This is a genomic window from Serratia rhizosphaerae (genome assembly GCF_009817885.1).
GTDB lineage: Bacteria > Pseudomonadota > Gammaproteobacteria > Enterobacterales > Enterobacteriaceae > Serratia_B > Serratia_B rhizosphaerae.
Map to the genome: position 1 here is coordinate 2,621,404 of NZ_CP041764.1, position 24,749 is coordinate 2,646,152.

The 24,749-nt window shown below is 59.1% G+C and carries 25 protein-coding genes; 21 read left to right on the forward strand and 4 right to left on the reverse strand.

The window, feature by feature from the left end:
- Positions 1 to 9: 9 nt before the first annotated feature.
- The 5 genes from FO014_RS12235 to tldD all read left to right on the forward strand — a co-directional run bounded on the left by FO014_RS12235 (position 10) and on the right by tldD (position 8,305).
- The gene (locus tag FO014_RS12235; protein ID WP_160029717.1) at positions 10 to 594 is read left to right on the forward strand and encodes a Maf family protein; all 585 of its coding nucleotides are present in this window, start codon (positions 10 to 12) and stop codon (positions 592 to 594) included.
- Positions 595 to 635: 41 nt separating this feature from the next.
- A complete protein-coding gene (gene rng, locus FO014_RS12240) occupies positions 636 to 2,105 on the forward strand; it encodes a ribonuclease G (RefSeq protein ID WP_105232789.1) in 1,470 nt (489 codons plus the stop codon).
- Between the two features lie 77 nt (positions 2,106 to 2,182).
- Positions 2,183 to 5,995, forward strand: a complete 3,813-nt coding sequence (yhdP, locus tag FO014_RS12245) for an AsmA2 domain-containing protein YhdP (protein WP_160029718.1) — start codon at positions 2,183 to 2,185, stop codon at positions 5,993 to 5,995.
- On the forward strand, positions 5,992 to 6,852 hold the full coding sequence (gene nit1, locus FO014_RS12250) for a deaminated glutathione amidase (protein WP_160029719.1): 861 nt from the start codon (positions 5,992 to 5,994) through the stop codon (positions 6,850 to 6,852). The genes yhdP and nit1 overlap by 4 nt, the downstream gene beginning before the upstream one ends.
- A 7-nt stretch (positions 6,853 to 6,859) precedes the next feature.
- The gene (gene tldD / locus FO014_RS12255) at positions 6,860 to 8,305 is read left to right on the forward strand and encodes a metalloprotease TldD (protein ID WP_160029720.1); all 1,446 of its coding nucleotides are present in this window, start codon (positions 6,860 to 6,862) and stop codon (positions 8,303 to 8,305) included.
- A gap of 82 nt (positions 8,306 to 8,387) precedes the next feature.
- Here tldD and aaeR read toward each other — a convergent pair whose 3' ends face one another.
- Positions 8,388 to 9,299 carry an HTH-type transcriptional activator AaeR gene (gene aaeR / locus FO014_RS12260; protein WP_105232785.1) on the reverse strand — a complete coding sequence of 304 codons (912 nt, stop codon included), beginning with the start codon at positions 9,297 to 9,299 and terminating at the stop codon, positions 8,388 to 8,390.
- Between the two features lie 332 nt (positions 9,300 to 9,631).
- On the opposite strand from aaeR, the gene aaeX reads away from it, so the two are divergent.
- From aaeX to FO014_RS12285, 5 genes are all read left to right on the forward strand, one after another.
- Positions 9,632 to 9,835 (forward strand): p-hydroxybenzoic acid efflux pump operon protein AaeX, encoded by a 204-nt coding sequence (gene aaeX / locus FO014_RS12265; RefSeq protein WP_160031407.1) that lies wholly within the window; start codon positions 9,632 to 9,634, stop codon positions 9,833 to 9,835.
- A 7-nt stretch (positions 9,836 to 9,842) separates the two neighbouring features.
- Positions 9,843 to 10,778: a p-hydroxybenzoic acid efflux pump subunit AaeA gene (aaeA, locus tag FO014_RS12270; RefSeq protein ID WP_160029721.1), complete on the forward strand. Its 936-nt coding sequence runs from the start codon at positions 9,843 to 9,845 to the stop codon at positions 10,776 to 10,778.
- Positions 10,778 to 12,745, forward strand: a complete 1,968-nt coding sequence (aaeB, locus tag FO014_RS12275; RefSeq protein ID WP_160029722.1) for a p-hydroxybenzoic acid efflux pump subunit AaeB — start codon at positions 10,778 to 10,780, stop codon at positions 12,743 to 12,745. The genes aaeA and aaeB overlap by 1 nt, the downstream gene beginning before the upstream one ends.
- A 317-nt stretch (positions 12,746 to 13,062) precedes the next feature.
- A complete protein-coding gene (locus tag FO014_RS12280; RefSeq protein WP_160029723.1) occupies positions 13,063 to 13,521 on the forward strand; it encodes a ribonuclease domain-containing protein in 459 nt (152 codons plus the stop codon).
- Positions 13,522 to 13,526: 5 nt separating this feature from the next.
- Complete coding sequence (locus tag FO014_RS12285; RefSeq protein WP_105232781.1) at positions 13,527 to 13,829, forward strand: barstar family protein; 303 nt, start codon at positions 13,527 to 13,529, stop codon at positions 13,827 to 13,829.
- A gap of 41 nt (positions 13,830 to 13,870) precedes the next feature.
- Here the strand turns inward: FO014_RS12285 and yjgA are convergent, their stop codons facing one another.
- Complete coding sequence (gene yjgA / locus FO014_RS12290) at positions 13,871 to 14,419, reverse strand: ribosome biogenesis factor YjgA (protein WP_160029724.1); 549 nt, start codon at positions 14,417 to 14,419, stop codon at positions 13,871 to 13,873.
- Between the two features lie 177 nt (positions 14,420 to 14,596).
- Between yjgA and pmbA the strand changes: the two genes are divergently transcribed.
- Positions 14,597 to 15,937, forward strand: a complete 1,341-nt coding sequence (gene pmbA, locus FO014_RS12295) for a metalloprotease PmbA (RefSeq protein WP_160029725.1) — start codon at positions 14,597 to 14,599, stop codon at positions 15,935 to 15,937.
- 150 nt (positions 15,938 to 16,087) lie between these two features.
- On the forward strand, positions 16,088 to 16,474 hold the full coding sequence (gene cybC, locus FO014_RS12300; RefSeq protein ID WP_160029726.1) for a cytochrome b562: 387 nt from the start codon (positions 16,088 to 16,090) through the stop codon (positions 16,472 to 16,474).
- Positions 16,475 to 16,501: 27 nt separating this feature from the next.
- On the opposite strand, the gene FO014_RS12305 is transcribed toward cybC, so the two are convergent.
- Positions 16,502 to 17,287: an AraC family transcriptional regulator gene (locus FO014_RS12305; RefSeq protein ID WP_160029727.1), complete on the reverse strand. Its 786-nt coding sequence runs from the start codon at positions 17,285 to 17,287 to the stop codon at positions 16,502 to 16,504.
- Between the two features lie 114 nt (positions 17,288 to 17,401).
- Between FO014_RS12305 and FO014_RS12310 the strand changes: the two genes are divergently transcribed.
- The gene (locus FO014_RS12310) at positions 17,402 to 18,184 is read left to right on the forward strand and encodes a sulfite exporter TauE/SafE family protein (protein ID WP_160029728.1); all 783 of its coding nucleotides are present in this window, start codon (positions 17,402 to 17,404) and stop codon (positions 18,182 to 18,184) included.
- Between the two features lie 35 nt (positions 18,185 to 18,219).
- On the opposite strand, the gene rnk is transcribed toward FO014_RS12310, so the two are convergent.
- Positions 18,220 to 18,630 carry a nucleoside diphosphate kinase regulator gene (rnk, locus tag FO014_RS12315; RefSeq protein WP_160029729.1) on the reverse strand — a complete coding sequence of 137 codons (411 nt, stop codon included), beginning with the start codon at positions 18,628 to 18,630 and terminating at the stop codon, positions 18,220 to 18,222.
- A gap of 467 nt (positions 18,631 to 19,097) precedes the next feature.
- Here rnk and FO014_RS12320 point away from each other — a divergent pair, with 467 nt between their 5' ends.
- The 8 genes from FO014_RS12320 (at position 19,098) to dagF (ending at position 24,743) form a co-directional block, all read left to right on the forward strand.
- The gene (locus FO014_RS12320) at positions 19,098 to 19,442 is read left to right on the forward strand and encodes a PRD domain-containing protein (RefSeq protein ID WP_160029730.1); all 345 of its coding nucleotides are present in this window, start codon (positions 19,098 to 19,100) and stop codon (positions 19,440 to 19,442) included.
- Positions 19,443 to 19,478: 36 nt separating this feature from the next.
- On the forward strand, positions 19,479 to 19,844 hold the full coding sequence (locus FO014_RS12325) for an SFCGS family glycine-rich protein (RefSeq protein WP_160029731.1): 366 nt from the start codon (positions 19,479 to 19,481) through the stop codon (positions 19,842 to 19,844).
- Positions 19,844 to 20,140 carry a DUF4312 family protein gene (locus FO014_RS12330; protein WP_105232772.1) on the forward strand — a complete coding sequence of 99 codons (297 nt, stop codon included), beginning with the start codon at positions 19,844 to 19,846 and terminating at the stop codon, positions 20,138 to 20,140. The genes FO014_RS12325 and FO014_RS12330 overlap by 1 nt, the downstream gene beginning before the upstream one ends.
- Positions 20,141 to 20,228: 88 nt before the next feature.
- Entirely contained in the window at positions 20,229 to 21,005 is a 777-nt protein-coding gene (locus tag FO014_RS12335) for a DUF4311 domain-containing protein (RefSeq protein ID WP_105232771.1), read from the forward strand.
- 11 nt (positions 21,006 to 21,016) lie between these two features.
- On the forward strand, positions 21,017 to 21,670 hold the full coding sequence (locus tag FO014_RS12340) for a DUF4310 family protein (RefSeq protein WP_172606327.1): 654 nt from the start codon (positions 21,017 to 21,019) through the stop codon (positions 21,668 to 21,670).
- A gap of 97 nt (positions 21,671 to 21,767) precedes the next feature.
- Positions 21,768 to 22,907 carry an amidohydrolase/deacetylase family metallohydrolase gene (locus FO014_RS12345; RefSeq protein ID WP_160029732.1) on the forward strand — a complete coding sequence of 380 codons (1,140 nt, stop codon included), beginning with the start codon at positions 21,768 to 21,770 and terminating at the stop codon, positions 22,905 to 22,907.
- The gene (locus FO014_RS12350; RefSeq protein WP_160029733.1) at positions 22,891 to 24,006 is read left to right on the forward strand and encodes a DgaE family pyridoxal phosphate-dependent ammonia lyase; all 1,116 of its coding nucleotides are present in this window, start codon (positions 22,891 to 22,893) and stop codon (positions 24,004 to 24,006) included. Before FO014_RS12345 ends, FO014_RS12350 begins: the two co-directional genes overlap by 17 nt.
- Complete coding sequence (dagF, locus tag FO014_RS12355; protein ID WP_105232767.1) at positions 24,003 to 24,743, forward strand: 2-dehydro-3-deoxy-phosphogluconate aldolase; 741 nt, start codon at positions 24,003 to 24,005, stop codon at positions 24,741 to 24,743. The genes FO014_RS12350 and dagF overlap by 4 nt, the downstream gene beginning before the upstream one ends.
- Positions 24,744 to 24,749: the final 6 nt, after the last annotated feature.

The following is a 24,749-nucleotide window of genomic DNA, read 5'->3' on the forward strand; positions in this document are numbered from 1 at the left end:
GGGAGTGTAATGATTTCGCTTTATTTGGCCTCAGGTTCCCCCCGTCGGCGTGAATTGCTGACGCTGCTTGGCGTACCGTTCGACATTATTCTGACCCATACCGAAGAACAACGGCAGCCGGGGGAAAGCGCGGAGACCTATGTCCGTCGCCTGGCGCAGGATAAAGCGCGGGCGGGCGTGGCGCTGGCGGCGGAAGACCGGCCGGTGCTCGGCGCCGACACCATTGTGGTGCTGAACGGCCGGGTGCTGGAAAAACCGCGTGACGCCGCACATGCCGCAGAGATGCTGAACCTGCTGTCCGGTAAGCAGCATCAGGTGATCACCGCGGTGGCGATTGCCGACCGACAGGACATCATGTGCCAGCAGGTGGTCACCGACGTGACCTTCCGTACGCTGTCGCAGCAGGATATCGCCGATTATATTGCAACGGGCGAACCGATGGACAAAGCGGGCGCCTATGGGATTCAGGGAAAGGGTGGTTGTTTCGTCAGAACCCTCACCGGCAGCTATCACGCCGTGGTGGGGCTACCGCTGGTCGAAACACATGAGCTGCTCAGTAATTTTGTCGCATTACGAGATGTAAGAACCGGTTGAGGGCGGCTGTATGCGCTATCGACCGGCTCTGAGGAGAAGACATGACCGCTGAGCTACTGGTAAATATCACACCGTCTGAAACGCGGGTTGCCTATATTGACGGCGGCATCCTGCAAGAGATCCACATTGAGCGCGAATCCAAGCGCGGCATCGTTGGCAATATCTACAAAGGCCGGGTGAGCCGGGTGCTGCCGGGCATGCAGGCGGCCTTTGTCGATATCGGCCTGGAGAAGGCGGCGTTTCTGCACGCCTCCGATATTATGCCGCACACCGAGTGCGTGGCGGGCGATGAACGGAAAAACTTCCACGTGCGCGATATCGCCGAACTGGTGCGCCAGGGGCAGGATCTGGTGGTGCAGGTGGTAAAAGATCCGCTGGGCACCAAAGGTGCGCGCCTGACTACCGACATCACGCTGCCTTCCCGCTATCTGGTATTTATGCCGGGGGCGGCGCACGTCGGCGTTTCACAGCGCATTGAAAGCGAGGCCGAGCGCGAACGGCTGAAAAAAATCGTCGCCGATTACTGTGACGAGCTGGGCGGTTTTATCATCCGCACTGCGGCGGAAGGCATCGGCGATGAAGAACTGGCGCAGGACGCTGCGTTCCTCAAACGCCTGTGGACCAAGGTGATGGAGCGTAAAAAGCGCAACCAGACCAAATATATGCTGTACGGCGAACTGGCGCTGGCGCAGCGTATCCTGCGTGATTTCGCCGGCGCGGCGCTCGACCGCATCCGCGTGGACTCGCGGCTGACGCACGATTTGCTGGTGGAGTTCACCGGTGAATATATCCCGGACATCAGCGGCAAGCTGGAGTTATATACCGGCAGCCAGCCGATCTTCGATCTGTACGACGTGGAGAACGAAATCCAGCGTGCGCTGGAGCGTAAGGTGGAGCTGAAGTCCGGCGGCTATCTGATCATCGATCAGACCGAGGCGATGACCACCATCGATATCAACACCGGCGCTTTTGTCGGCCACCGTAACCTCGACGAGACCATTTTCAATACCAATATTGAAGCGACGCAGGCCATCGCCCGCCAGCTGCGGCTGCGCAATCTGGGCGGCATTATCATCATCGATTTTATTGATATGAATAATGATGAACACCGCCGGCGGGTGCTGCATTCGCTGGAGCAGGCGCTGAGCAAGGATCGGGTCAAAACCACCATTAACGGTTTTTCACAGCTGGGGCTGGTGGAAATGACGCGTAAACGCACGCGTGAAAGTATTGAACATGTGCTGTGCAACGACTGTCCTACCTGTAACGGGCGTGGCACGGTCAAGACGGTTGAGACGGTATGCTATGAAATCTTGCGCGAAATCGTCCGCGTGCACCATGCTTATGATACCGACCGTTTTCTGGTTTACGCCTCGGCTGCGGTAGGCGAAGCGCTGAAAAGCGAAGAGTCGCACGCGCTGGCGGAGGTGGAAATCTTTGTCGGCAAGCAGGTTAAAGTACAGATTGAACCGTTATACAGCCAGGAACAGTTTGACGTCGTTATGATGTAAGTCAGCTGTGATTGGCGGGGTTCGGCATGCGGAACCCATTCATTCCCGTTGCCGGGCAGCGGAAGCAAGGAGATAGAGTGAAGCGACTGCCTGGGATTTTGTTGGCAACAGGCGCCACGTTAATTGTCGCCGTGGCGTTGCTGATCAGTGGACTGCGCCTGGCGTTGCCGGAACTGAACAGTTATCGCCCACAGTTGCTGGCGAAAATTACAGCGCTATCCGGCGTGCCGGTGCAGGCTGACTTTATACAAGGCAACTGGGAAAATTTTGGTCCGCAGCTGGAAGTGCGCAACCTGCGCGCCACGATGGCCAAAAGCGATCTGCATATCGAACGGGTTACGCTGGCGCTTGACGTCTGGCAGTCACTGCTGCACTGGCGCTGGCAGTTTCGCGATCTCACCTTCTACCAGCTGCAGCTGGATATCAATACCACGCTGGGCGGCGATAAAAACAAGGGCAGCACCGTTCAGCCCGGCACCATCAGCGATCTGCTGTTGTATCAGTTCGACCACTTCGACCTGCGCGACAGCCGCATCTCTTTCCTGACGCCCTCCGGTCCGCGCGCCGAAGTCGCCATACCGCAGCTGACCTGGCTGAACAGCGACCAGCGCCACCGCGCCGAAGGACAAATCAGCCTGTCGACGTTTAACGGCCAGCACGGGGCTGTACAGGTGCGTATGGATCTGCGCGATAACAAAGGGCTGCTGAATACCGGCACGGTCTACCTGCAGGCCGATAATATCGATATGAAGCCGTGGTTCAGCCGCTGGCTCAAATCCAACACCGGTCTGGAAAGCGCCGACTTCAGTTTGGCCGCCTGGCTGCAGGTGCAGCAGGGGGAGATTTATGGCGGCAACGCCTTGCTGAAACAGGGGGCAGCCCGCTGGACGGTCGGCGACGATGCGCACCGGCTGGACGTCGATAATTTGGCGCTGGCGATAAAACGCCAGGGCGGCGGCTGGCAGCTGGATGTGCCGCAGCTGAATATTAAAACCGACGGTCAGGCCTGGCCGCAGGGGATGTTGTCCGGGCTGTGGCTGCCGGAAAACAGCCGGTTTATCGGGCCGGAACAGCAGGAAGAACTGCGTATCCGCGCCACCGACATCCAGCTGGAGCGGCTGTCGTCGCTGTTGCCGACGTTCTCGTTCCTCAGCCCGGATATGCTGGAGCGCTGGCAAGATATACGGCCGCAGGGACGGGTAGACACGCTGGCGCTGGATATTCCGCTGAAACAGCCGGAGAGAAGCCGCTTTCAGGCGCGCTGGCGCGACCTGAGCTGGCAGCACTGGCAGCTATTGCCGGGGGTAAACCACTTCAGGGGCGCGCTCAGCGGCGGGGTGGAAAACGGCAGACTGGATCTCGAGCTGAAAAACAGCACGTTGCCGTATGGCGATATGTTCCGGGCGCCGCTGGAAATCAGCAGCGCCAGCGGGGCGCTGAACTGGCGCTATGGCGCGCAGGGCTGGGAGCTCTCCGGTCAGAATCTGGATGTGAAAGCCAAATCGCTGTGGGCGAATGGCGACTTCCGCTATCGGCAGCCGGCCAAGGGCGAGCCTTGGCTGAGTATTCTGGCTGGCATCCGTCTGTCTGACGGTGCCGATGCCTGGCGCTACTTCCCGGAACCGCTGATGGGCACCCATCTGGTTGACTACCTGAGCGGCGCCATCCAGGGCGGCCAGGTGGATAACGCCTCGCTGGTCTATGCCGGCAATCCGCATCAGTTCCCCTATAAGCATAATGAGGGACACTTTGAGGTGTATGTGCCGCTGCGTCACTCAACCTTCCAGTTCCAGCCGGGCTGGCCGGCGCTGGAAGATCTGGCCATCGATCTGGATTTCCGCAACGACGGCCTGTGGATGCAGGCGCCGGCGACCAAGCTGGGTAAGGTGGACGGCAAAAACGTCAGCGCGGTCATCCCGGATTACAGCAAACAGCGTTTGCTGATTGACGCCGACGTGGCGGGCGCCGGGCCGGACGTAGGGGCCTACTTTGCGCAGACGCCGCTGCATGATTCCGTCGGCGGCGCGCTGGAACAGCTGCAGGTTGGCGGCGATGTCAGTGGGCGCTTACATCTTGATATCCCGTTGAACGGCAAGCAGGTGGCGGCTAAAGGTGAGGTAACGCTAAACAATAATTCGCTGCTGGTGAAGCCGCTGGAGAGTACGCTGGAAAAGGTCAGCGGCAAATTTACCTTCGATAACGGCAACCTGGCCAGCAACACCCTGACGGCGAATTGGTTTGGTCAGCCGCTGGCGGTGAACTTCACCACCGAAGAAGGGACAAAGGATTATAAGGTCAGTGTCGGCCTGAAGGGCGACTGGCAGCCGGGCAAGTTCCCGGAAGTACCGCCGGAGGTGGCAAAGGCGCTGTCCGGTAGTGCGCCGTGGAACGGCAAGGTGGCGATTACCCTGCCGCACGGCGGTGCCGCCAGCTACGATATCGATCTGAACGCTGACCTGAAGAGTGTGAGCAGTCACTTACCGCCGCCGCTGGCTAAACCGGCGGGTGAACCGTTGCCGGTGAGCGTCAAGGTACAGGGCGGCCTTAACGGTTTCAAACTGAACGGCAGCGCCGGTAAACAAAACTACTTCAACAGCGCCTGGTCCTTCGGCCGGCAGCAGGTTTCGCTGGACCGCGCCGCGTGGCGCACCGGCGGCGGCGTGCCGCCGCTGCCGCAGAGCCCGTCGCTGAGGCTTAACCTGCCGCCGCTGGACGGTGAAAAATGGCTGGCGCTGCTGTCGCCGGCGCTGCAGCAGTCAGGCGGCGTTCAGGGCAAGGTCGGCAGCTTCCGCTTCCCGACCACGGTGGCGTTGAGCACCCCGCAGCTGCTGCTGGGCGGCCAGGCCTGGCATCAGCTGGAGCTGGCGGCGCGCCAGCAGTTTGGCGGCGTCAGCGTCAGCGCCAAAGGTAAGGAGATCGACGGCAGCGTATTGATCGCCGATAACGGCCCGTGGCGCGCCGATATCAATTACCTGTATTACAACCCGCAGTTTGCCGACGACAAACCGGCACCGCTTGCCGCGCAGCCGTCAGCACCGGCGCAGCGCGTCTCCTTCCGCGGCTGGCCGTCCGTGATGCTGCGCTGCCAGAGCTGTTGGCTCCTCGGACAGAAGCTGGGCAAGGTCGAGGCCGATGTGAAAAACGCCGGCGATACGCTGACGCTGGAGCACGGGCTGATCGATACCGGCAAGGGACGCGTCAGCGCCACCGGCTTGTGGAAGCAGAATGCGCAGGAAGAGCGCACCGCGCTGAAGGGGAAACTGCTGGGGCGCAAGATTGACGATACCGCCAGTTTCCTCGGCATCACTACGCCGTTGAAAGACGCGCCCTATGATGTGGACTTCGACCTGCACTGGCGCGGGCAGCCGTGGAAGCCGAAGCTGAACACCTTCAACGGCACCATGAAGCTGGCGATGGGCAAGGGGGAGATCGACAGCATCGGCGGCGGCCGGGCCGGGCAGCTATTGCGCCTGGTAAGTTTCGATGCGCTGCTGCGTAAGCTACAGTTTGATTTCAGCGACACGTTCGGCAACGGGTTCTACTTTGATTCCATCCGCAGCACCATCTGGATGAAAGATGGCATAATGCATACCGACAACCTGCTGGTTGACGGGCTGGCGGCGGATATCGCCATGAGCGGCCAGGTCGATCTGGTGCAGCGCCGGCTTGATATGCAGGCGGTGGTGGCGCCGGAGATTTCAGCGACGGTCGGGGTGGCGACTGCGTTTGTCATCAACCCAATCGTCGGCGCCGCGGTATTCGCCGCGTCGAAGGCGCTGGGGCCGCTGTGGAACAAGATTTCGCTGATTCGCTACCATATCGGCGGCAGCCTGGATCAGCCGACCATCAATGAGGTGTTGCGTAAGCCAAAAGAGGATAAGGCGTCATGAAAAATGCCAATATTGCGTTGTTACAACTGTGCAGCGGCGATCGCGTCCGGGATAACCTGGCGCAGATTGAGCAGCAGATCAAGCAGCTCAATACCGGTGTGAAACTGGTGATGACGCCGGAAAATGCCTTGCTGTTCGCCGACGCCGAGGCGTATCGTCAGCATGCCGAGCGGGAAGGCGACGGTCCGCTGCAGCAGGCGGTGCGCGATCTGGCGCGCCGTTACGGCGTCTGGCTGCTGATCGGCTCGATGCCGTTAATCAGCCGTGAAGATCCGCAGCGCATCACCACCAGCAGCCTGCTGTTCGACGAACAGGGCGAGCTGCGCGGGCGTTACGATAAGCTGCATATGTTCGATGTCGATATCAACGACGTACATGCGCACTATCGCGAGTCAGATACCTATCAGCACGGCCGGCAGCTGACGGTGGTGGATACGCCGGTCGGCCGCCTCGGGATGACTATCTGTTATGATCTGCGTTTCCCCGGGCTGTATCAGGCGCTGCGCGACCAGGGGGCAGAGCTGATTTCCGTACCTTCCGCCTTTACCCGCGTTACCGGCGAGGCGCACTGGGAGATTCTGCTGCGCGCCCGGGCGATTGAGAACCAGTGCGTGATCCTGGCGCCCGCGCAGGTTGGCCGTCATGGCCAGACGCGCCGTACCTGGGGACATACCATGGCGGTGGACGGCTGGGGGAATATTATGAAAGAGAACCCCGACGCCGTGTCCGCCATTAAAGTGCGCGTCGACACCGAGGTGCTGAAGACCATGCGCGCCCAGATGCCGGTGCGGCAGCACAACAGATTCCAGACGTCGCTGCAGGCGCCGTCTGAACATAAATCCTCCAATCAAGAGTGAAAAAATTATGAGCCTGACGCTTGTCAGTGAGCAGTTACTTACTGCCAATAAGCTGAGTCATCAAGACCTGCATTCGGTATTGGGGCAACTGTCCGAACGCCGACTCGACTATGCCGATCTCTATTTCCAGTCCAGCTACCACGAAGCCTGGGTGATTGAAGACGGCATCATTAAAGACGGCTCTTACAATATCGATCAGGGCGTCGGCGTGCGCGCCGTCAGCGGCGAGAAAACCGGTTTCGCCTATGCCGACCAGATTACCCTTAACGCGCTGAACCAGAGCGCCCAGGCCGCGCGCAGCATCGTACGTGAACAGGGCGACGGCAAGGCGCATACGCTGGGCGAAATTCGTCACCAGGCGCTGTATCCGTTGCTCGATCCGCTGCAAAGTCTGCCGCGTGAAGAGAAAATCGCCCTGCTGCACCGGGTGGACAAGGTTGCCCGCGCCGCCGATAAGCGCGTGCAGGAAGTGTCGGCCAGCGTGACCGGCGTTTATGAGCAGGTACTGGTGGCGGCCACCGACGGTACGCTGGCGGCGGATGTGCGTCCGCTGGTGCGTCTTTCTGTCAGCGTGCTGGTGGAAGAAGACGGCAAGCGTGAGCGGGGTTCCAGCGGCGGCGGCGGTCGTTTCGGCTATGACTATTTCCTGGAAACGGTGGACGGTGAAGTGCGCGCCGACGCTTTCGCCAAAGAGGCCGTGCGCATGGCGTTGGTTAACCTGTCGGCGGTTGCCGCGCCGGCGGGCGGCATGCCGGTGGTGTTGGGTGCCGGCTGGCCGGGCGTGCTGCTGCATGAAGCGGTCGGTCACGGCCTGGAGGGGGACTTCAACCGCCGCGGCTCGTCGGTCTTCAGCGGACAGATGGGGCAGTTGGTGGCGTCGGAGCTTTGCACCGTGGTGGATGACGGCACCATGCAGGGACGTCGCGGTTCGCTGGCTATCGATGATGAAGGCGTGCCCGGCCAGTATAACGTGCTGATCGAAAACGGCGTGCTGAAAGGCTATATGCAGGACAAACTGAATGCGCGTCTGATGGGCGTGGCACCGACCGGTAACGGCCGCCGCGAATCTTATGCGCACCTGCCGATGCCGCGCATGACCAACACCTACATGCTGGCGGGCCAGTCGACGCCGGAAGAGATTATCGCCAGCGTGGAGTACGGCCTGTATGCGCCGAACTTTGGCGGCGGGCAGGTGGATATCACCTCCGGCAAGTTCGTTTTCTCCACCTCCGAGGCTTACCTGATCGAGAAAGGGCGCATCACCAAACCGGTGAAAGGCGCGACGCTGATCGGCTCCGGCATTGAAGCGATGCAGCAAATCTCGATGGTCGGCAACGATCTGGCGCTGGATAAAGGCGTCGGCGTCTGCGGTAAAGAGGGGCAGAGCGTGCCGGTGGGCGTCGGCCAGCCGACGCTGAAGCTGGATAACCTGACGGTGGGTGGCACGGCGTAAGCGCCCAGGCCGCCGTGTCATCCGTCTGATATGCCGGTCAGCCCAGTCTGACCGGTATTTTTTGTCTTTTATTACCGGCGTGTCAGCGGTAGCCCTGATAAAGCTCGCCGACTTTTTGGAAGTATTCGGTCAGGTAGTTGATGCATACCTGCACTTTCAGCGGCAGTTTGTCCTTTTCGGTATACAGCGCATACACCGGGCGCGGATCGGAATGGTAGCGTTTGAACAGAATCTCCACTTCGCCGCGTTTGATTTCGTCGATCACCCACATCAACGGCGCATAGGCGATGCCGGCGCCGGCTTTCAGCCAGCGGATCATGGTTTGTGAGTCGTTGGTGACAAAGCGCCCCTGCGGCGAAATGCGCGTGCTGATGCCCTCCGGGGCAATCAGTTCAAACTCGCTGTCCGGCCGCACGCTGTACTCCAGCCAGGAAAAATTCACCATATCGCTGGGAGTGCGCGGCGTGCCGTGTGCGGCCAGGTAACTTTTGGCGGCGCATACCACCATCGGCATCGAGCCCAGCCGCTTGGAGAACAGGCTGGAATCCTGCAGCGCGCCGACGCGGATCACCACGTCCAGCCCGTCGGCGATCAGATCGGGCGCCGGAATACCGGTGACCAGATTCACCTTCAGGCCGGGGTACTCCTTCAGCATATCGGCGGTCATGGTGGCCAGTACGTTTTGCGCCATGGTTGAAGAGCTGCCGATGCGTAAGTTGCCGGTCGGCGTATTATTAAAGGCGTACAGCTGCTCGTGCACTTCGTTGGCTTCCAGCAGCATGCGGCGGCAGCCCTGATAATAGATTTTACCCGCTTCCGTCAGGCCGATGCTGCGCGTGCTGCGGTTGAGCAGCTTGACCTGCAAATCATTTTCCAGTTTGGACACTGTCTGGCTGATGGAGGATACGCTCATGCCTAACTGGCGCGCGGCGGCGGTAAATGAACCGCACTCAACCACTTTGGCGTATACCGACATCCGTTTTAGTCTTTCCATTATTCACTCTGGCTTAAAAGTGATTTAGATCACAGATTGTTGATGACTTGATAGTAAGCAGGCTAATATAACCAGTGCCGGGTGTAAAAACTTGTGCGCAGAAGCGCGGTATTCAGATGCTGCGTGATGTGCCCGTTGCAGCGTGACCCGGTTGCCCTCGCACTTTCTAATCGCGGATGTATGCCTTGAGTTTAACCTTTTTTCAGGTTTATAGCCTGGACAACCTGTCTGGGCATGAGTTGTGGCGCGCATTCGCTAAAATGTAAATATAATGTGAATGAATATGAGTAAGACGTGTCTTCCCCGGCGTAGTAAACAATAAGGAAAAAATGATGAGTTTGCTTCCGGTGATGGTTATCTTCGGACTGTCGTTTCCCCCGGTTTTTTTCGAGCTGATCGTGTCGCTGGCGCTGTTTTTTGTGCTGCGTCGACTGTTACAGCCGACCGGTATTTATGATTTTGTCTGGCATCCGGCGCTGTTCAATAGCGCGCTGTATTGCTGCCTGTTTTATCTGATTTCGTGTCTTTTTGTTTGAGGTCGCTGTGAAAACATTTTCAATAAAAATAGCCAGAATCGCGATCACTCTGATTCTTGTCCTGCTGGGGATTATCGCCGTCTTCAAGGCCTGGGTGTTTTATACCGAATCGCCGTGGACGCGTGACGCCAAATTTACCGCCGATGTGGTGGCGATCGCGCCGGACGTCAGCGGTCTGCTGAGCGATGTGCTGGTGACGGACAACCAACTGGTGAAAAAGGGCCAGGTGCTGTTTGTGGTCGACCAGCCGCGCTATCAGCAGGCGTTGGCGGAAGCCAGCGCCGACGTGGCGTATTACCAGGCGCTGAGCGCAGAGAAAAAGCGTGAGGCGAGCCGTCGCGTGCGTCTGGGCGTTGACGCCATGTCGCGCGAAGAGATTGAACAGGCCAGCAACGCGCTGGAGACCGCACAGCACCAGCTGGCGAAAGCGATCGCGGTGCGCGATCAGGCCAAACTCGATCTGGAGCGTACCACGGTGCGTGCGCCGGCGGACGGCTGGATAACCAACCTGACCGTGCACGCCGGCGATTTTATTACCCGCGGCTCCACCGCGGTGGCGCTGGTGAAAAAGAACACCTTCTATATTCTGGCCTATATGGAAGAGACCAAGCTGCACGGCCTGAACCGCGGCGACCGCGCGGAGATTACTCCGCTTGGCAGTAACCGCATTATGCACGGTACGGTGGACAGCGTGGCGGCGGCGGTGAACAACAGCAGCAGCAGCAATGACAGCAAAGGGCTGGCTGCCATCGACAGCAACCTGGAGTGGGTGCGTCTGGCGCAGCGCGTGCCGGTAAAAATCATGCTGGATGCGAAAGACCAGCAGCATCCGTACCCTGCCGGCACGACGGCCACCGTGGTGATCACCGGTCAGAACGACCGCGATAGCGACCGCGAGTCGCCGTTCGTCAAGCTGATGCACCGGCTGCGTGAGTTCGGTTAATGAATAACCCAACCTTTATCCGCTTGAGATTTGCGTTCAAACTGAGTTTTGCGATCGTCTTCGCGCTGTTTGTCGGCTTCCATCTCAACCTGGAAACGCCGCGCTGGTCGGCAATGACCGCCGCCATCGTCGCCGCCGGCCCGGCCTTTGCCGCCGGCGGCGAGCCGTTTTCCGGCGCTATCCGCTACCGCGGCTGGCTGCGTATTATCGGTACGTTTATCGGCTGCTTTGTCGGCCTGTTGATTATCGTCACCACCGCGCGTGCGCCGGTGGTGATGCTGCTGCTGTGCTGCATCTGGGCCGGCGTCTGCACCTGGATCTCATCGCTGATCAAGGTGGAAAACTCTTACGCCTGGGGGCTGGCGGGCTATACCGCGCTGATCATTATCGTCACGGTGGCCACCAGCGAGTCGCACCTGCTGGAGGCGCCGCAGTTCGCCGTGGAGCGCTGCAGCGAGATCGTGCTGGGGATCGTCAGCGCGGTGCTGGCGGATCTCTTGTTCTCCCCGCGCTCGATCAAACAGGATATCGACCGGGCGGTGGATAACCTGCTGGTGCAGCAGTATAAACTGCTGCAGATGTGTATCAGTAATGCGGACAAGGAAGAGATCGACCGCGCCTGGGGCAACCTGGTGAAAGGCACCACCGCGCTGAACGGCATGCGCGCCAACCTGATGATGGAGTCCTCGCACTGGCAGAAGGTCAACCGCCGCGCGCGTGCGCTGCATACGCTGTCGCTGACGCTGATTACCCAGGCTTGCGAAACCTACCTGATTCTGCTCAACCATCCGGACGCGCTGAGCGAAAATCTGCGCGAACTGCTGATGGAGCCGGCGGAGACGCCGCAGGATATTCACCGCCGCATGAAAGTGATGCGTCAGGTGCTGACGGTGCATCGCACCGATGACACGCTGTTGACGGTATCCAGCTGGGTCGGCGCGGCGACCCGTTACCTGCTGCTGGCAAAAGGCGTTCATACCAACAGCAGCATCAGCGGCGTGGAGGAGGATATCCTCAGCACGGAAGTCGAAATCAAACCGGTTTCGGCAGAGGGACACCACGCGATGATTAACGGCCTGCGCACCTTTACCGCCACCGCGCTGGGCTGCCTGCTGTGGCTGTGGACCGGCTGGACCTCCGGCAGCGGCTTTATGGTGATTATCGCCGTTATCACCTCGCTGGCGATGCGCACGCCGAACCCGCGCATGGTGGCGATGGACTTTGTACTGGGCATGCTGGTGGCGATACCGCTGGGGGCGCTGTACTTTATGGTGATCATCCCGGCGACGCAGCAAAGCATTCTGCTGCTCTGTCTCAGTCTGGGATTACTGGCGTTTATTATCGGTATTGAGGTACAGAAGCGGCGGCTTGGTTCGCTGGGGACGCTGGCCGGCACCATCAATATTCTGGTGCTCAGCAACCCGATGGAGTTCAACGTTACGCAGTTCCTTGATGCCTCAATCGGCCAGTTCCTCGGCAGCTGCGTCGGTTTGATGGTGCTGCTGCTGATTCGCGATAACTCGCGTGAGCGCACCGGCCGTACGTTGCTGAACAGCTTCGTCAGCAGCGCGGTATCGGCCCTGACCACCAAGGCGGCCAAGCGGCGGGAGAACCACCTGCCGGCGCTGTATCAGCAGCTGAACCAGCTGTTGATGATGTTCCCCAACGATATTGCCAAATACCGTCTGGCGCTGAACCTGATTATTGCGCACCAGCGGATGCAGCGCGCCGAGATCCCCGCCAGCGAAGAGCTATCGGTGTTCCACCGCCAGATTCGCCGCACCGCCGACCGCGTGGTGAGCGCTAAAAACGAGGTGAAGCGGGCGTATTACTACGATCGTCTGCTCAGCGAAATGAATGAATATCAGCAGAAGCTGGTGGATAACCATGCGCCGCTCAGCGTTACCGGTCCGGTACGTCGTCTGGCGGATATGCTGCATCGTTATCGCCACGCGTTAATTGATTAATCCTGCGCTTTAGCACGCCGCCGGCGGTAATCGGGCCGGGGCGTGCTGTCTTGCCGTTCCTCTAAGACTATACTGAAAAAAGATGCGTTTTTCTGTCGTGGCCGCCGCTGGCGGGGCGGTTACGCGTGTCAGCGACGCCGTAAAATGGCATGATAACAGGCGGCGTCGGGCGTTGCGGCGCGGTGGTTGTGCTGCATCAGGCGCCGGTTCGGCGCGTAATGACTCCCGATGGGAAAGGTTACGCGACGTTCATCTTTCATTCATAATATTCATTTATATAACACAGGGGCATACAGGCCCGGATGTCAGGGAAAGTCATGAACAAGCGGATTCTCGTGGCGATAGCGATCGCCGTGGCGGTGGCCGGGTTTAACATGCTGCGCGATACCGGCGATCGGGCGATTTCCAACGTACCGGCGGTGGCCGAGAGGGCGTCGGCAAGTATCGACCAGCTGACGCAGCAGCAGCGGGTAGTAAGTTATTTGCAGCGGCATCAGCGTTTGCCGGACTATTACATCAGCAAGAGACAGGCGCGGGAACAGGGCTGGGACGCACGCAGCGGCAATTTGTGCAGCGTGCTGCCGGGCAAGGCGATTGGCGGCGATCGCTTCTCGAACCGGGAAGGACGGCTGCCGAGCGCCCACAAACGGGTATGGCGTGAAGCGGATATCAATTACCGCTGCGGTCGCCGCGGCGCCGATCGGCTGTTGTATTCCAGCGACGGCCTGATATTCGTTACGCGCGATCACTACAAAAACTTCATTCGGGTGGAGTGAGTTTGATGGGGAAAGTAGAGTTTGATTTCAGCCAGATCCCTGACCTGCCGGCGTTTTATCGCGATTTTGCCGATAAGTTTGCGCTGGGGGACGGTTTCGGTGCCAATCTGGATGCGTTGTGGGACGTGGTGACCGGGGAGATCGGTCTGCCGGTCGAGATTGAGTTCACCAATCTTGATAACCGTCGCAAACGTCGTTTTGGCGCGATCATTCTGCTGTTTGAGGAGGCGGAAGAAGAGCTGGAAGGCAGTCTGTATTTCAATATGCGTGAAGCCGACGGCGTCGCCGCCGCGCATCATCGGGGATGAACGTGTGATTCATCCCATGATGCCGGCGACGCCGTAATGCATTACTCGGCGGCTTCAGCCAGCTCGCGCAGATACTGAAAGATCTGACGGGCAGCCTTGGGCGTTTTGTTGGCGGCTTTCTCTTTCTGCGCGTTGCGCACCAGCGAGCGCAGCTGCTGGCGATCGGCTTGCGGATACAGCTCCAGCACCGCCGGGATCGCCTCATCTCCTTCCTCCACCAGACGATCGCGCAGCGACTCCAGCTTATGGAACAGTGAAACCTGCTGGTTATGGCGGTTTTTCAGCTTGTCCAGCGCGGTCTGAATCGGCTCGACGTCACGGGCGCGCAGCAGTTTGCCGATCAGCTGGATCTGGCGGCGGCGGCCCTCTTTCTTGATCTTCTGCGCCAGTTCGACGGCGGCGCGCAGATCGTCATCCAGCGGGATGCGTTCCAGCGCGTTTTTCCCTAAATCAACCAGCTCGCTGCCCAGGTCTTTTAACGCTTCGGCGTCACGTTTAATTTCACTTTTGCTGACCCAGATAATCTCGTCATCGTCCTCGTTTTCATTGTCCGGGACATCGTCGAGCCAGTCTTCAGGTTGTTTTTTCATGGTAGGCTCCGTTAAAAAGAGGCTAATCCTAACAGGTTGCCGCGGCGAACCCCAAAATAATTGGCATGGCGGCGATCGCGCGCAGATTAGCGTGCGAAATACTGCCGCCGGAGATGCGAAATTCTACGCGCTTCCTGTTAGACTCAAGGCTATGGATTTCTAAATTATGGCAGATTGATGAAAGTAGTCACTCAGGTTGCACAGCAGCGCAAGACGCTGGAAAACGCGGTTTCCCAGGCGCTGGATCTGGCGGCGGTCGGTTGCGATGCGGCAGAGGTCGCCGTGACGAAAACCACCGGCATCAGCGTCAGCACCCGCTTTGGCGAGGTTGAAAACGTCGAGTTCAACAGCGACGGCGCGCTGGGCATTACCGTCTATTATCAGCAGCGCAAAGGCAGCGCGTCGTCGACGGATCTCAGCCCGGACGCTATTGCGCGCACCGTACAGGCAGCGCTGGATATTGCCCGCTACACCTCACCAGATCCTTATGCCGGCCCGGCGGAAAAGGATCTGCTGGCGTTTGAGGCGCCGGATCTCGATCTCTTCCACCCGGCGGAGCCGGATGCGGAACGCGGCATTGAACTGGCGGCCCGTGCCGAACAGGCGTCGCTTGGTGCCGATTCGCGCATCACCAATACCGAAGGCGGCAGCTTTAACAGCCACTACGGCATTAAGGTGTTCGGCAACAGCCACGGCATGCTGCAAAGCTACTGTTCCAGCCGTCATTCGCTGTCCAGCTGCGTGATCGCCGAGCATCAGGGCGATATGGAGCGGGATTACGCTTATACCATCGGCCGCGATCTGAACGATCTGGCCAGCCCGGAGTGGGTGGGCGAGGAGTGCGCACGCCGCACCCTGTCGCGTCTGGCGCCGCGTAAGCTGGCAACCATGAAGGCGCCGGTGCTGTTTGCCTCGGAAGTGGCGACCGGGCTGTTCGGCCATCTGGTCGGCGCCATCAGCGGCAGCAGCGTCTACCGTAAATCCACCTTCCTGCTGGACGCGCTCGGCACGCAAATTCTGCCGGAGTGGCTGACCATTGAAGAGCATCCGCATCTGCTGAAGGGGCTGGCCTCGACGCCGTTCGACAGCGAAGGCGTGCGCACCCAGCGTCGCGATATCGTGAAGGACGGCGTGCTGCAAACCTGGCTGCTGACCAGCTACGCGGCGCGCAAGCTGGGTCTGCACAGCACCGGCCACGCGGGCGGCATCCATAACTGGCGCATTGCCGGCCAGGGCAATGACTTTGCCGGCATGCTCAAGCAGCTGGGCACCGGCCTGGTGGTAACCGAACTGATGGGCCAGGGCGTCAGCGGCGTGACCGGCGACTATTCGCGCGGCGCGGCGGGCTTCTGGGTGGAGAACGGCGAAATCCAGTATCCGGTCAGCGAGATCACCATTGCCGGCAACCTGAAAGATATGCTGCGTAATATCGTCAGCGTCGGCAGCGATATCGAAACCCGCAGCAATATCCAGTGCGGCTCGGTGCTGCTGCCGGAAATGAAAATCGCCGGGCAGTAATCACGGCGCGATGGCCGGTGTAACGCCGGCCAGAATTCCTCTCTCCCGCAGCCTCAGCCTTTAACCTTCCTTACAAATCTCTGGTTTCGCTTTTTCCGCATGCCGCCTATGTTAATCAGCGGTTAATTAAAACAATAACGGAAGGTGAGCATGAACAATACACGCAAAGCGCTGGCGGCGTTGGCGCTGCTGGGCGTCAGTTCTCTGGCGACGGCGGCCGATCTTGATGAAAATATGGACATCATCGCCGGTAACTATAAAACCGCGTTAAAAACCGATTCCGCCGACAGTTTCAAACAAAGCTTGCAAAATATGCGTGCGGCCGCGCAGGACGCCAAGCAGGGCACGCCGCCCAAGCTGGAGGACAAAGCGCCGGACAGCCCGGAAATGAAGGGCTTCCGTCACGGTCTGGATACGCTGATCGGCCAGATTGACGCCTCGCTGGCGCTGGCGAGTCAGGGCAAATTGGCCGAGGCGAAAAAGCAGGCGGAAGCCTTTAAAACCACCCGCGACAGCTACCACCAAAAATATCGCTAAGCGCCGTGGCGGCGGCCCTCCCGCCGCTTATCGCTCCACCGTACCGTCCTGCAGAAAGCTGGAGGGCGTCTGCCCCAGCACCCGGCGAAACATGGCGGAAAACGCCGCGCTATTCTCATAACCCAGATCCAGCGCTATCTGCGTCACGCTGTCGCCGGCGGCCAGTCGCGCCAGCGCCAGCACTACCGCCGCCCGCTGCCGCCATTGTGAAAATGTCATGCCGGTTTGCCGCTGAAAGAAACGGCTAAAACTGCGCAGGCTCATATACAGCCGTTCAGCCCACTGCTGCGGCGGCAGATGAATATCCGGCCGTTGTAAAAACGCATGGCACAGCGCATGCAGCCGCGCATCGGCCGGCAGCGGAATGTGCAGCGGCAGCGCCGGCATACGCGCGATTTCATGCAGCAGCAGGGCGACCAGCGCGCCGTCGCGGCCGTGCTGCGCATATTCCAGCGGCATCTCCACGGCGGCTATCAGCAACTGGCGCATCAGCGGCGAGATGCTGACCACCCGACAGAGCGCCGCACGCACCGTCTCCGGCAGGGCCGCCGGTTCGAGATACAGACTGTGGGTGGTCACGCCGACCATCGTTACCTGATGCGGCATGCCGGGCGGCAGCCATACCGCCCGCTGCGGCGGCACCAGCCAGTTGCCCTGCCGGGTCGTGACGTGCATGACGCCGGTGGCGCCGTACAGCAACTGGGCGCGGCGGTGGCTGTGCATCGGCAGCAGATAGCCGGACGGATAATTTCTGGCGAGGGCGATAACCGGGCGCGCCAGGTGGTCGACCTCGTCGATCGGGACATTGTGCATCGGAGTTGCCGGGAAAGTTGGCCGAAATGCAATGATAGTTGGCATAACGGCGTATGCAAGCCAGAGGCGATCGCTTTTATCCTGTCGCCTTCTTCTCTGGGCAGGACATGGGTTATGACGGATGTCGTTATTCTGCTGGGCGCCGGTTTTCTGACCGGTATCAGCACCATTTTGTTTGGCTTCGGCGGCGGGTTTGTGGTGGTGCCGCTGGTCTATCACCTGATCGCCGGCACACAGCCCGGGCAGGCAATGCATATCGCCGTCGCGACTTCGACCACGCTGATGATTCTCAACGCCGGCTACGCCAGCTATAGCCAATGGCGTCGCGGGGCTTTACGGCGGGAAACGGTAATACCGCTGTTTTACGCGTTGGCGGGCGGCGCGCTGATCGGCGCGTTTATCGCCACGCGGCTGACGGACAGCCTGATCCGCCTGCTGTTTATCCTCTATATGCTGGTGACCATCATCGATTGCGTATGGCGTAAAGGTTTTCTGCAGAAAACCGCGCGTCGTCCATTGTCCGCCGCGACGTTATGGCTGAGCGGGCCGGGCATTGGCGTGATTGCCGCCATGCTCGGCGTTGGCGGCAGCGTGATGACGGTGCCGTTGTTGCGGCGGCACGGCTATGAGATGAAATACTGCGTCAGCGCGGCCAATCCGCTGTCTATCGCCATCGCCGTGATGGGTGCCGGCATGTATGGCTGGCTGGGATACGGCAAGGTCGCCGGCGCGGACTATCTGGGGTATGTCAATCTGGGTATGTTGGTCTGGCTGGCGCTGTCCGGCATGCTGGGAATGGCATTTGCTCGCTATGCGCTGCCGAAGATGCGCGATGAGCTGCATGCGCGGGTGTATGTGTGGTTGTTGGTTCTGGTGCTGGTATCGATGCTGCTGTAACTGTACGGGCGGCGGAGGGCCGCCCGTCGTGCCGTTTAGCGATGATACTCGCCGGCGGCTTCCGGTTGGTACAGCAGTTCCAACACTTCAATATTCGCCTGTTCGCCGTTCGGCAGCGTCCAGGTAATCTGTTTGCCGACGTGCATGCCCAGCAGCGCCGCGCCCAGCGGCGCCATCACGGACAGCTGTTCATTACTGTCCTTGAGTGAGGCGGGGAACACCAGCGTACGCACGTGCTCCTCGCTGGTGTGCAGATCGCGAAAACGAACGATGCTGTTCATCGTCACCACATTGGCCGGGATTTGCGCCGGCGGCAAGATCTCGGCGCGATCCAGCTCGTCATTAAGCGCGGCGGCAATGTCGGTATGGGCGAAAGCCGGCTGTTCCAATAACGCATCCAGGCGTTCCGCATCCAGCTCATTAATCGTAATGATTGGTTTGGTCATTCCACTCTCCCGTTATCCCCGACGCTCTGCGGTCTGTGTGCCGCAAGCAACGGAGCTACATCAAAACACGCCGTGGGGCGTTTTTTCCAAATAGTAAAAAGGCGGCATAAAGCAACACCCCGCGCCTGAAGGTGCGGGGTGTTGGCAATGTCGATGTGTCTTGCCGATAGTAGGCGCTTGGCCGCAGAAAAGAAAGAGATCTCGATCACGAACTTTTCTTCCGCATTTTCGCCCAGGCGCGCGCGCGCAGTGCGTTATCTCATTGTATTTCCATTAACTTATCGCTAAATAATGCATTTTGAGAAACCGATCCCCATCCGTCACCTAATTTCCACTTTGAACTGGAAAAAAACGCGCTACACAAGCCATGTCGTCGGGGTTAGGGTAAAGCCATCAGATAAAGCGGTTTATTCAGCGCCGCTTTGTCACTCAATAATTAACGTCTGTATCCATGGGGTGACTGAAAAGTGAATGCAGGAGCAACTTCGGTAAAAACTGAACAGGCTGATATTGCGCAGGCGGCGGAAATAACCACCCAGCTGCTGGCGGATATTACTGAAATGTTAAACGCAGAGAACATTTATACCAACGAGGTGCAACAGCAAATGCTGGAATCACACGTACGCGCGATGGTATTACGCTCTATTACCGGCGAACCGCTGCCGGAAGTGGATAAATCTCTGTTTGATGAAATTTCACCGCACTCGATGCAGCTGGCGCAGCGGGTGGTCGATCAATTAAAAACCTTGCCCATCGAGGAAGCCTATTTGCTTTCCGTACATTTCGAAGTGGCAAAAGATAATAACCAATAATTAATTATCAATTATTATAAATCAGGAGAATATTTCATGAGTCAAATTACCGTAGTTATCGGCGATCGTCTGGGAAAAGGGCAGAAAGTGGGCCAGGGCGTTGAAAATGCCGGCGGAAAAGCAGTGGTCATCCCCGGCGTGGCGGCGGATATGAAGCTTGGCGATGTGATGAAGGCGGAAAATGCACAGCTGGGCATCTCGTTTTGCGGCAGCGGCGGCGCCGGTGCAATTACGGCGCAGACCAAGCATGGTTATAAAGCGAAATACGGCATGCGTTCCATTGAAGAAGGCGTTACGGCGATTAATGAAGGCTGCAACGTATTAGGCTTCGGCTTTATGGATAAAGAAGAGCTGGGTCAGAAATTGGTGGAAGCCTATATCAAAAAACACGGCGCGGCATAATGAAGGAACAATATACCACCTCAGTCACCGTTGCGGGCAAAGGCGATACGAAGGCCAAAGCCTTTGCCTCCGCATTGGCAAGCGTACAGGGCGCGGTATTAAAGTCCACCAGTAATATTCTGCTGCGTATCGAACCGCAGGACGTCAGCGTATTAAGTGCGGAAGAAAAAATAACAAAAGAAAGGTTTCTCTTTTTCTTCCTGCCGCGGGAAAGAAAAAGCTATGCAGTTTCATTGGAAGTAACCATAAATGTGACGGTCATCAACACTGAAAAGGTGGTCTTCACTACAAGATAAAAAACTGACAGATACCCGGAGTTATTCATGTTACGGCGTTGTTGGCTTTAATTTGCAATGAATCGGGTATACGTGGAGAGATAAACAGATGTTTCTCATAATCTTATTTAAGTCGATTATTATCGGCGGGCTGGTAGGCGTTGGCGTCGGTGCTGGCGCCGCGCGTATGTTCCATGCCCCGACGACTCAGGGAATGGGGGCTTTCCGTACGTTAGGCGAGCTGAATTCTTGCGAGGGCGACCCGGCTTCGCACTTCTCATTTGGTCTGGGCTTCTTCTTTAACGCCTGGGCTTCCTCCGTAGCGGCCGGCGCCTTCACGCAGGATGTCGACCACCGCATTATTCCCAACTGGGGCGCCGCGGCGCTGATGATTAAAAACCGTAACGTGGCGCAAACGCTGCACGATCCGAAGAAAATGGCGATCGCCTGCGGCATCATCGGCATGATCGTGGTGGCCTTCCTTAACTCTACCGCCTCTGCGGTGCCGGCGGCACTGCAGGTGACGGCGATCAAGGTGCTGGTGCCGGCGGCCAACCTGCTGGTCAACACCGTGATGCCGGTGATCTTCTGGCTGGCGGCGATCGACGCGGGTAAACGTTCCGGCTTCTGGGGCACCATTTTCGGCGGCCTGGCGCAGCTGATCATGGGCAACGCCGTACCGGGCCTGGTGCTGGGGATCCTGATCGGCAAGGGCGTGGAAGAGAGCGGCTGGAACAAAGTCACCAAAATCATGATGGCGACCATCGTGCTGCTGTTCGTGCTGAGCGGCTTCTTCCGCGGTTTCGATATGGAACTGCTCAAATCTTTCAGCCTGGGCGTGCCCGGCTGGCTGGATGCGATTCACAACGGCCTGAGCGGTAAATAAGGAGAGCGATGATGGAAGAACAAGTCCAACAAAAAGGCTTCTGGTATGCCGACTGGTCGTTCCCGATTTTTGTCGGCCTGCTGTCCGCCGGCGTGTTTGCCGGGACGCATATGTATTACCTGTACGGCATCGGTGCGTTTAACGAAGTGGCGTTTGTCTCAATGCTGCGCGCCGGCATGGATACCGGCGTCTATGGCGCGGTGGCGGCGTTCGGCGCCAGCTTCCTGTTTGCGCGCATTATCGAAGGCTCTCTGGTGGGGATCCTCGATATCGGCGGCGCCATTCAGACCGGGGTGGGGCTGGGCGTGCCGGCGCTGCTGTTGGGGGCCGGGTTCGTCTTCCCGGTGGCCAACTTCGCCGCATCGCTGGCGACCGGCCTGGTGATTGGCCTGGCGATTGGTTATCTGATCATTCTGGCGCGTAAATTCACCATCAATCAGAGCAACTCCACCTACGGCGCTGACGTGATGATGGGGGCGGGCAACTCCTCCGGCCGTTTCCTCGGGCCGTTGATTATTCTGTCCGCCATGACCGCGTCGATTCCTATCGGCATCGGCTCTCTGCTTGGCGCTTTACTGTTCTACATCTGGGGTAAACCAATCACCGGCGGCGCGATCCTGGGCGCCATGGTGCTGGGGGCGATTTTCCCGGTCGCCATTGCTTGACGTCCGGCTGTTCCCGCAGCAAGACAACTAATGTATACCCAGGCTTCACGCTGCGTACAGCGGCGTGAAGCCGGCGGGGTATAAGGAGTAATGAAGTATGTATGACCTGATAATCCGCCGCGCCCGACTGGCGGACGATACCCTGACGGACGTGGCGATCGCCGACGGTAAAATCGCCGCGGTCGGCCAGCTGTCGGCGGAAATGTCCGCCAAGCGCCAGTGGGATTTGGCGGGCAACTATCGTCTGAGCGCCGGCTGGATCGACGCCCATGTGCACTGCTACCCCTCTTCGCCTATTTATCACGATGAACCGGATCGCGTCGGCATCCATAGCGGCGTCACCTCGGTGGTGGACGCCGGCAGCACCGGCAGCGACGACATTGATGAGTTCTATACGCTGACGCGTAACACCAAAACCAACGTTTTCGCCTTCCTGAATATTTCGCGCATCGGTCTGCTGCGGCAGAACGAACTGGCCGATCTGAGCGATATCAACAAGCAAGGGGTGAAGAGCGCCATCGAGCGTCACAGCGGCTTTGTGATCGGCATTAAGGCGCGGATGAGCAGCAGTGTGGTAGGGCCAAACGGCATTAAGCCGCTGGTGCTGGCGAAAGAGATTCAGCAGGAAAATCAGCAGCTGCCGTTGATGGTGCACGTTGGCAACAACCCGCCGGATCTGGATGAAATTGCCGATTTTCTGACGCGCGGCGACATCATTACCCACTGTTATAACGGCAAACCGAACCGCATTCTGACGCCTGCGGGTACGCTGCGTGAGTCGGTTCAGCGCGCGCTGAAGCGCGGCGTGCTGCTGGATGTCGGCCACGGCACCGCCAGCTTCAGCTTTGAGGTGGCGCGCCAGGCGATCGCGCTGGGCGTGCTGCCGCATACCATCAGTTCGGATATCTATTGCCGCAACCGCATCTCCGGCCCGGTACACAGCCTGGCGACGGTGATGTCCAAATTCTTCACTCTGGGCATGACGCTGCCGCAGGTGATTAATTGCGTGACGGAAAACGCCGCCTCGGCGCTGCGTCTGCCGAGCAAGGGGCAACTCAAGCCGGGCTTCGATGCCGATTTAACCCTGTTTGAGGTGCGTCAGGGGCCGCAGGTGTTTGCCGATTCTGAAGGGCAGTCCGCCACGGGCGAGCAACTGCTGGTTCCGCTGGCCGCAGTGGTGGCCGGGGAAGTCTTATTAACCGATGAAGGGAAGGCCGATCATGTCTTCGATCTATGAAAAATATAATTTAAAACAGGTGATTAACACCTCCGGCCGCATGACGATTCTTGGCGTTTCCACGCCGAGCCCGACGGTGATTGATGCGGTGGATTACGGCCTGAACCATTACTTTGAAATGAAAGATCTGGTGGATAAAACCGGCGCGTACATCGCCAGGCTGCTGAATGCGGAAGACGCGGTGGTGGTGTCCTGCGCTTCGGCGGGCATTGCCCAGTCGGTGGCGGCGGTGATCGTGCGCGACAACGCCAACCTGCTGGTAAACCTGCATTCGGCGCCGGTCAATGAACCGCGTGAGATCGTGCTGCCGCGCGGCCACAACGTTAATTTCGGCGCACCGGTCGACACCATGGTCGCCCTGGGCGGCGGCAAGGTGGTGGAAGCCGGTTACGCTAACGAGTGCTCGCCGCAGCAGCTTGCGGCCTGCATTACGCCGCAGACGGCGGCGATCCTGTACGTCAAATCACACCACTGCGTGCAGAAAAGCATGCTGTCGGTTGAGCAGGCCGCCGAGGTGGCGCGTCAGCATAATCTGCCGCTGATCGTCGACGCCGCCGCCGAAGAAGATCTGACGAGCTACTACCAGATGGGCGCGGACCTGGTGATCTACAGCGGCGCGAAGGCGATCGAAGGGCCGACCAGCGGGCTGGTGCTTGGTAAGAAACAGTACGTTTCCTGGGTGAAACAGCAGTCCGGCGGTATCGGTCGCGCGATGAAGGTTGGCAAAGAGGGCATCCTGGGCCTGACGCAGGCGATTGAAAGCTACCTGACGCAGGAAAAAACCAGCGGTGCGCAGATGGTCGAGCGTATGTCGGCGTTTATCGCCAATCTGAATACGCTGCACGGTGTCAGCGCGCAGACCGTCTGGGACAGCGCCGGGCGGGATATCGCCCGTGCGGAAATTACCTTTGACGAAGCTGCGATCGGCATCTCGACCTCGGAAATGGTGCAGGCGCTGAAGAACGGCGAAATCGCCATTTATTTCCGCGGCTACAAGGCCAACGAGGGCAAGATTGAAGTAGACGTGCGCAGCGTTGATGAAGCGCAGCTGATGACCGTATTTACCTGTATTAAACATTTATTGGAGAAACAAGCATGAAGCTGAAGCCAAACTATTACCGTGACCGCGTTTGTCTCAACGTATTGGCGGGGTCGAAAGACAACGCGCAGGAGATTTACGACGCGGCGGAAGGTCACGTGCTGGTCGGTGTGCTCTCCAAGAACTATCCGGACGTCGCCAGCGCGGTGGCGGATATGCAGCGCTATGCGCGCCTGATCGACAATGCGCTGTCGGTGGGGCTGGGGGCGGGCGATCCTAAACAGTCGGCGATGGTCAGCCTGATTGCGCAGCAGGTGCAGCCGCAGCACGTCAACCAGGTGTTTACCGGCGTCGGCGCCAGCCGGGCGCTGCTGGGGCAAAATGACAGCGTGGTGAACGGCCTGGTGTCGCCGACCGGCCGCGTCGGGCAGGTGAAGATCTCTACCGGGCCGTTGAGCGCCGACGCGCCGGACGGCATCGTGCCGGTGGAGACCGCCATTGCGCTGCTGAAAGACATGGGCGGCAGCTCCATCAAGTATTTCCCGATGGGCGGCCTGAAGTGCAAGGACGAGTATCAGTATGTGGCGCAGGCCTGTGCCGAGCATGACTTCATGCTGGAGCCGACCGGCGGTATCGATCTGCAGAACTTCGAAGAGATCGTCGAGATTGCGCTGCGCGCCGGCGTGAAGCAGGTGATCCCGCACATTTACAGTTCGATCATTGACTCCGCCACCGGCAATACCCGTCCGCAGGATGTGAAAACGCTGCTGGCGATGACCAAAAAGCTGGTGGGCTGACCCCGG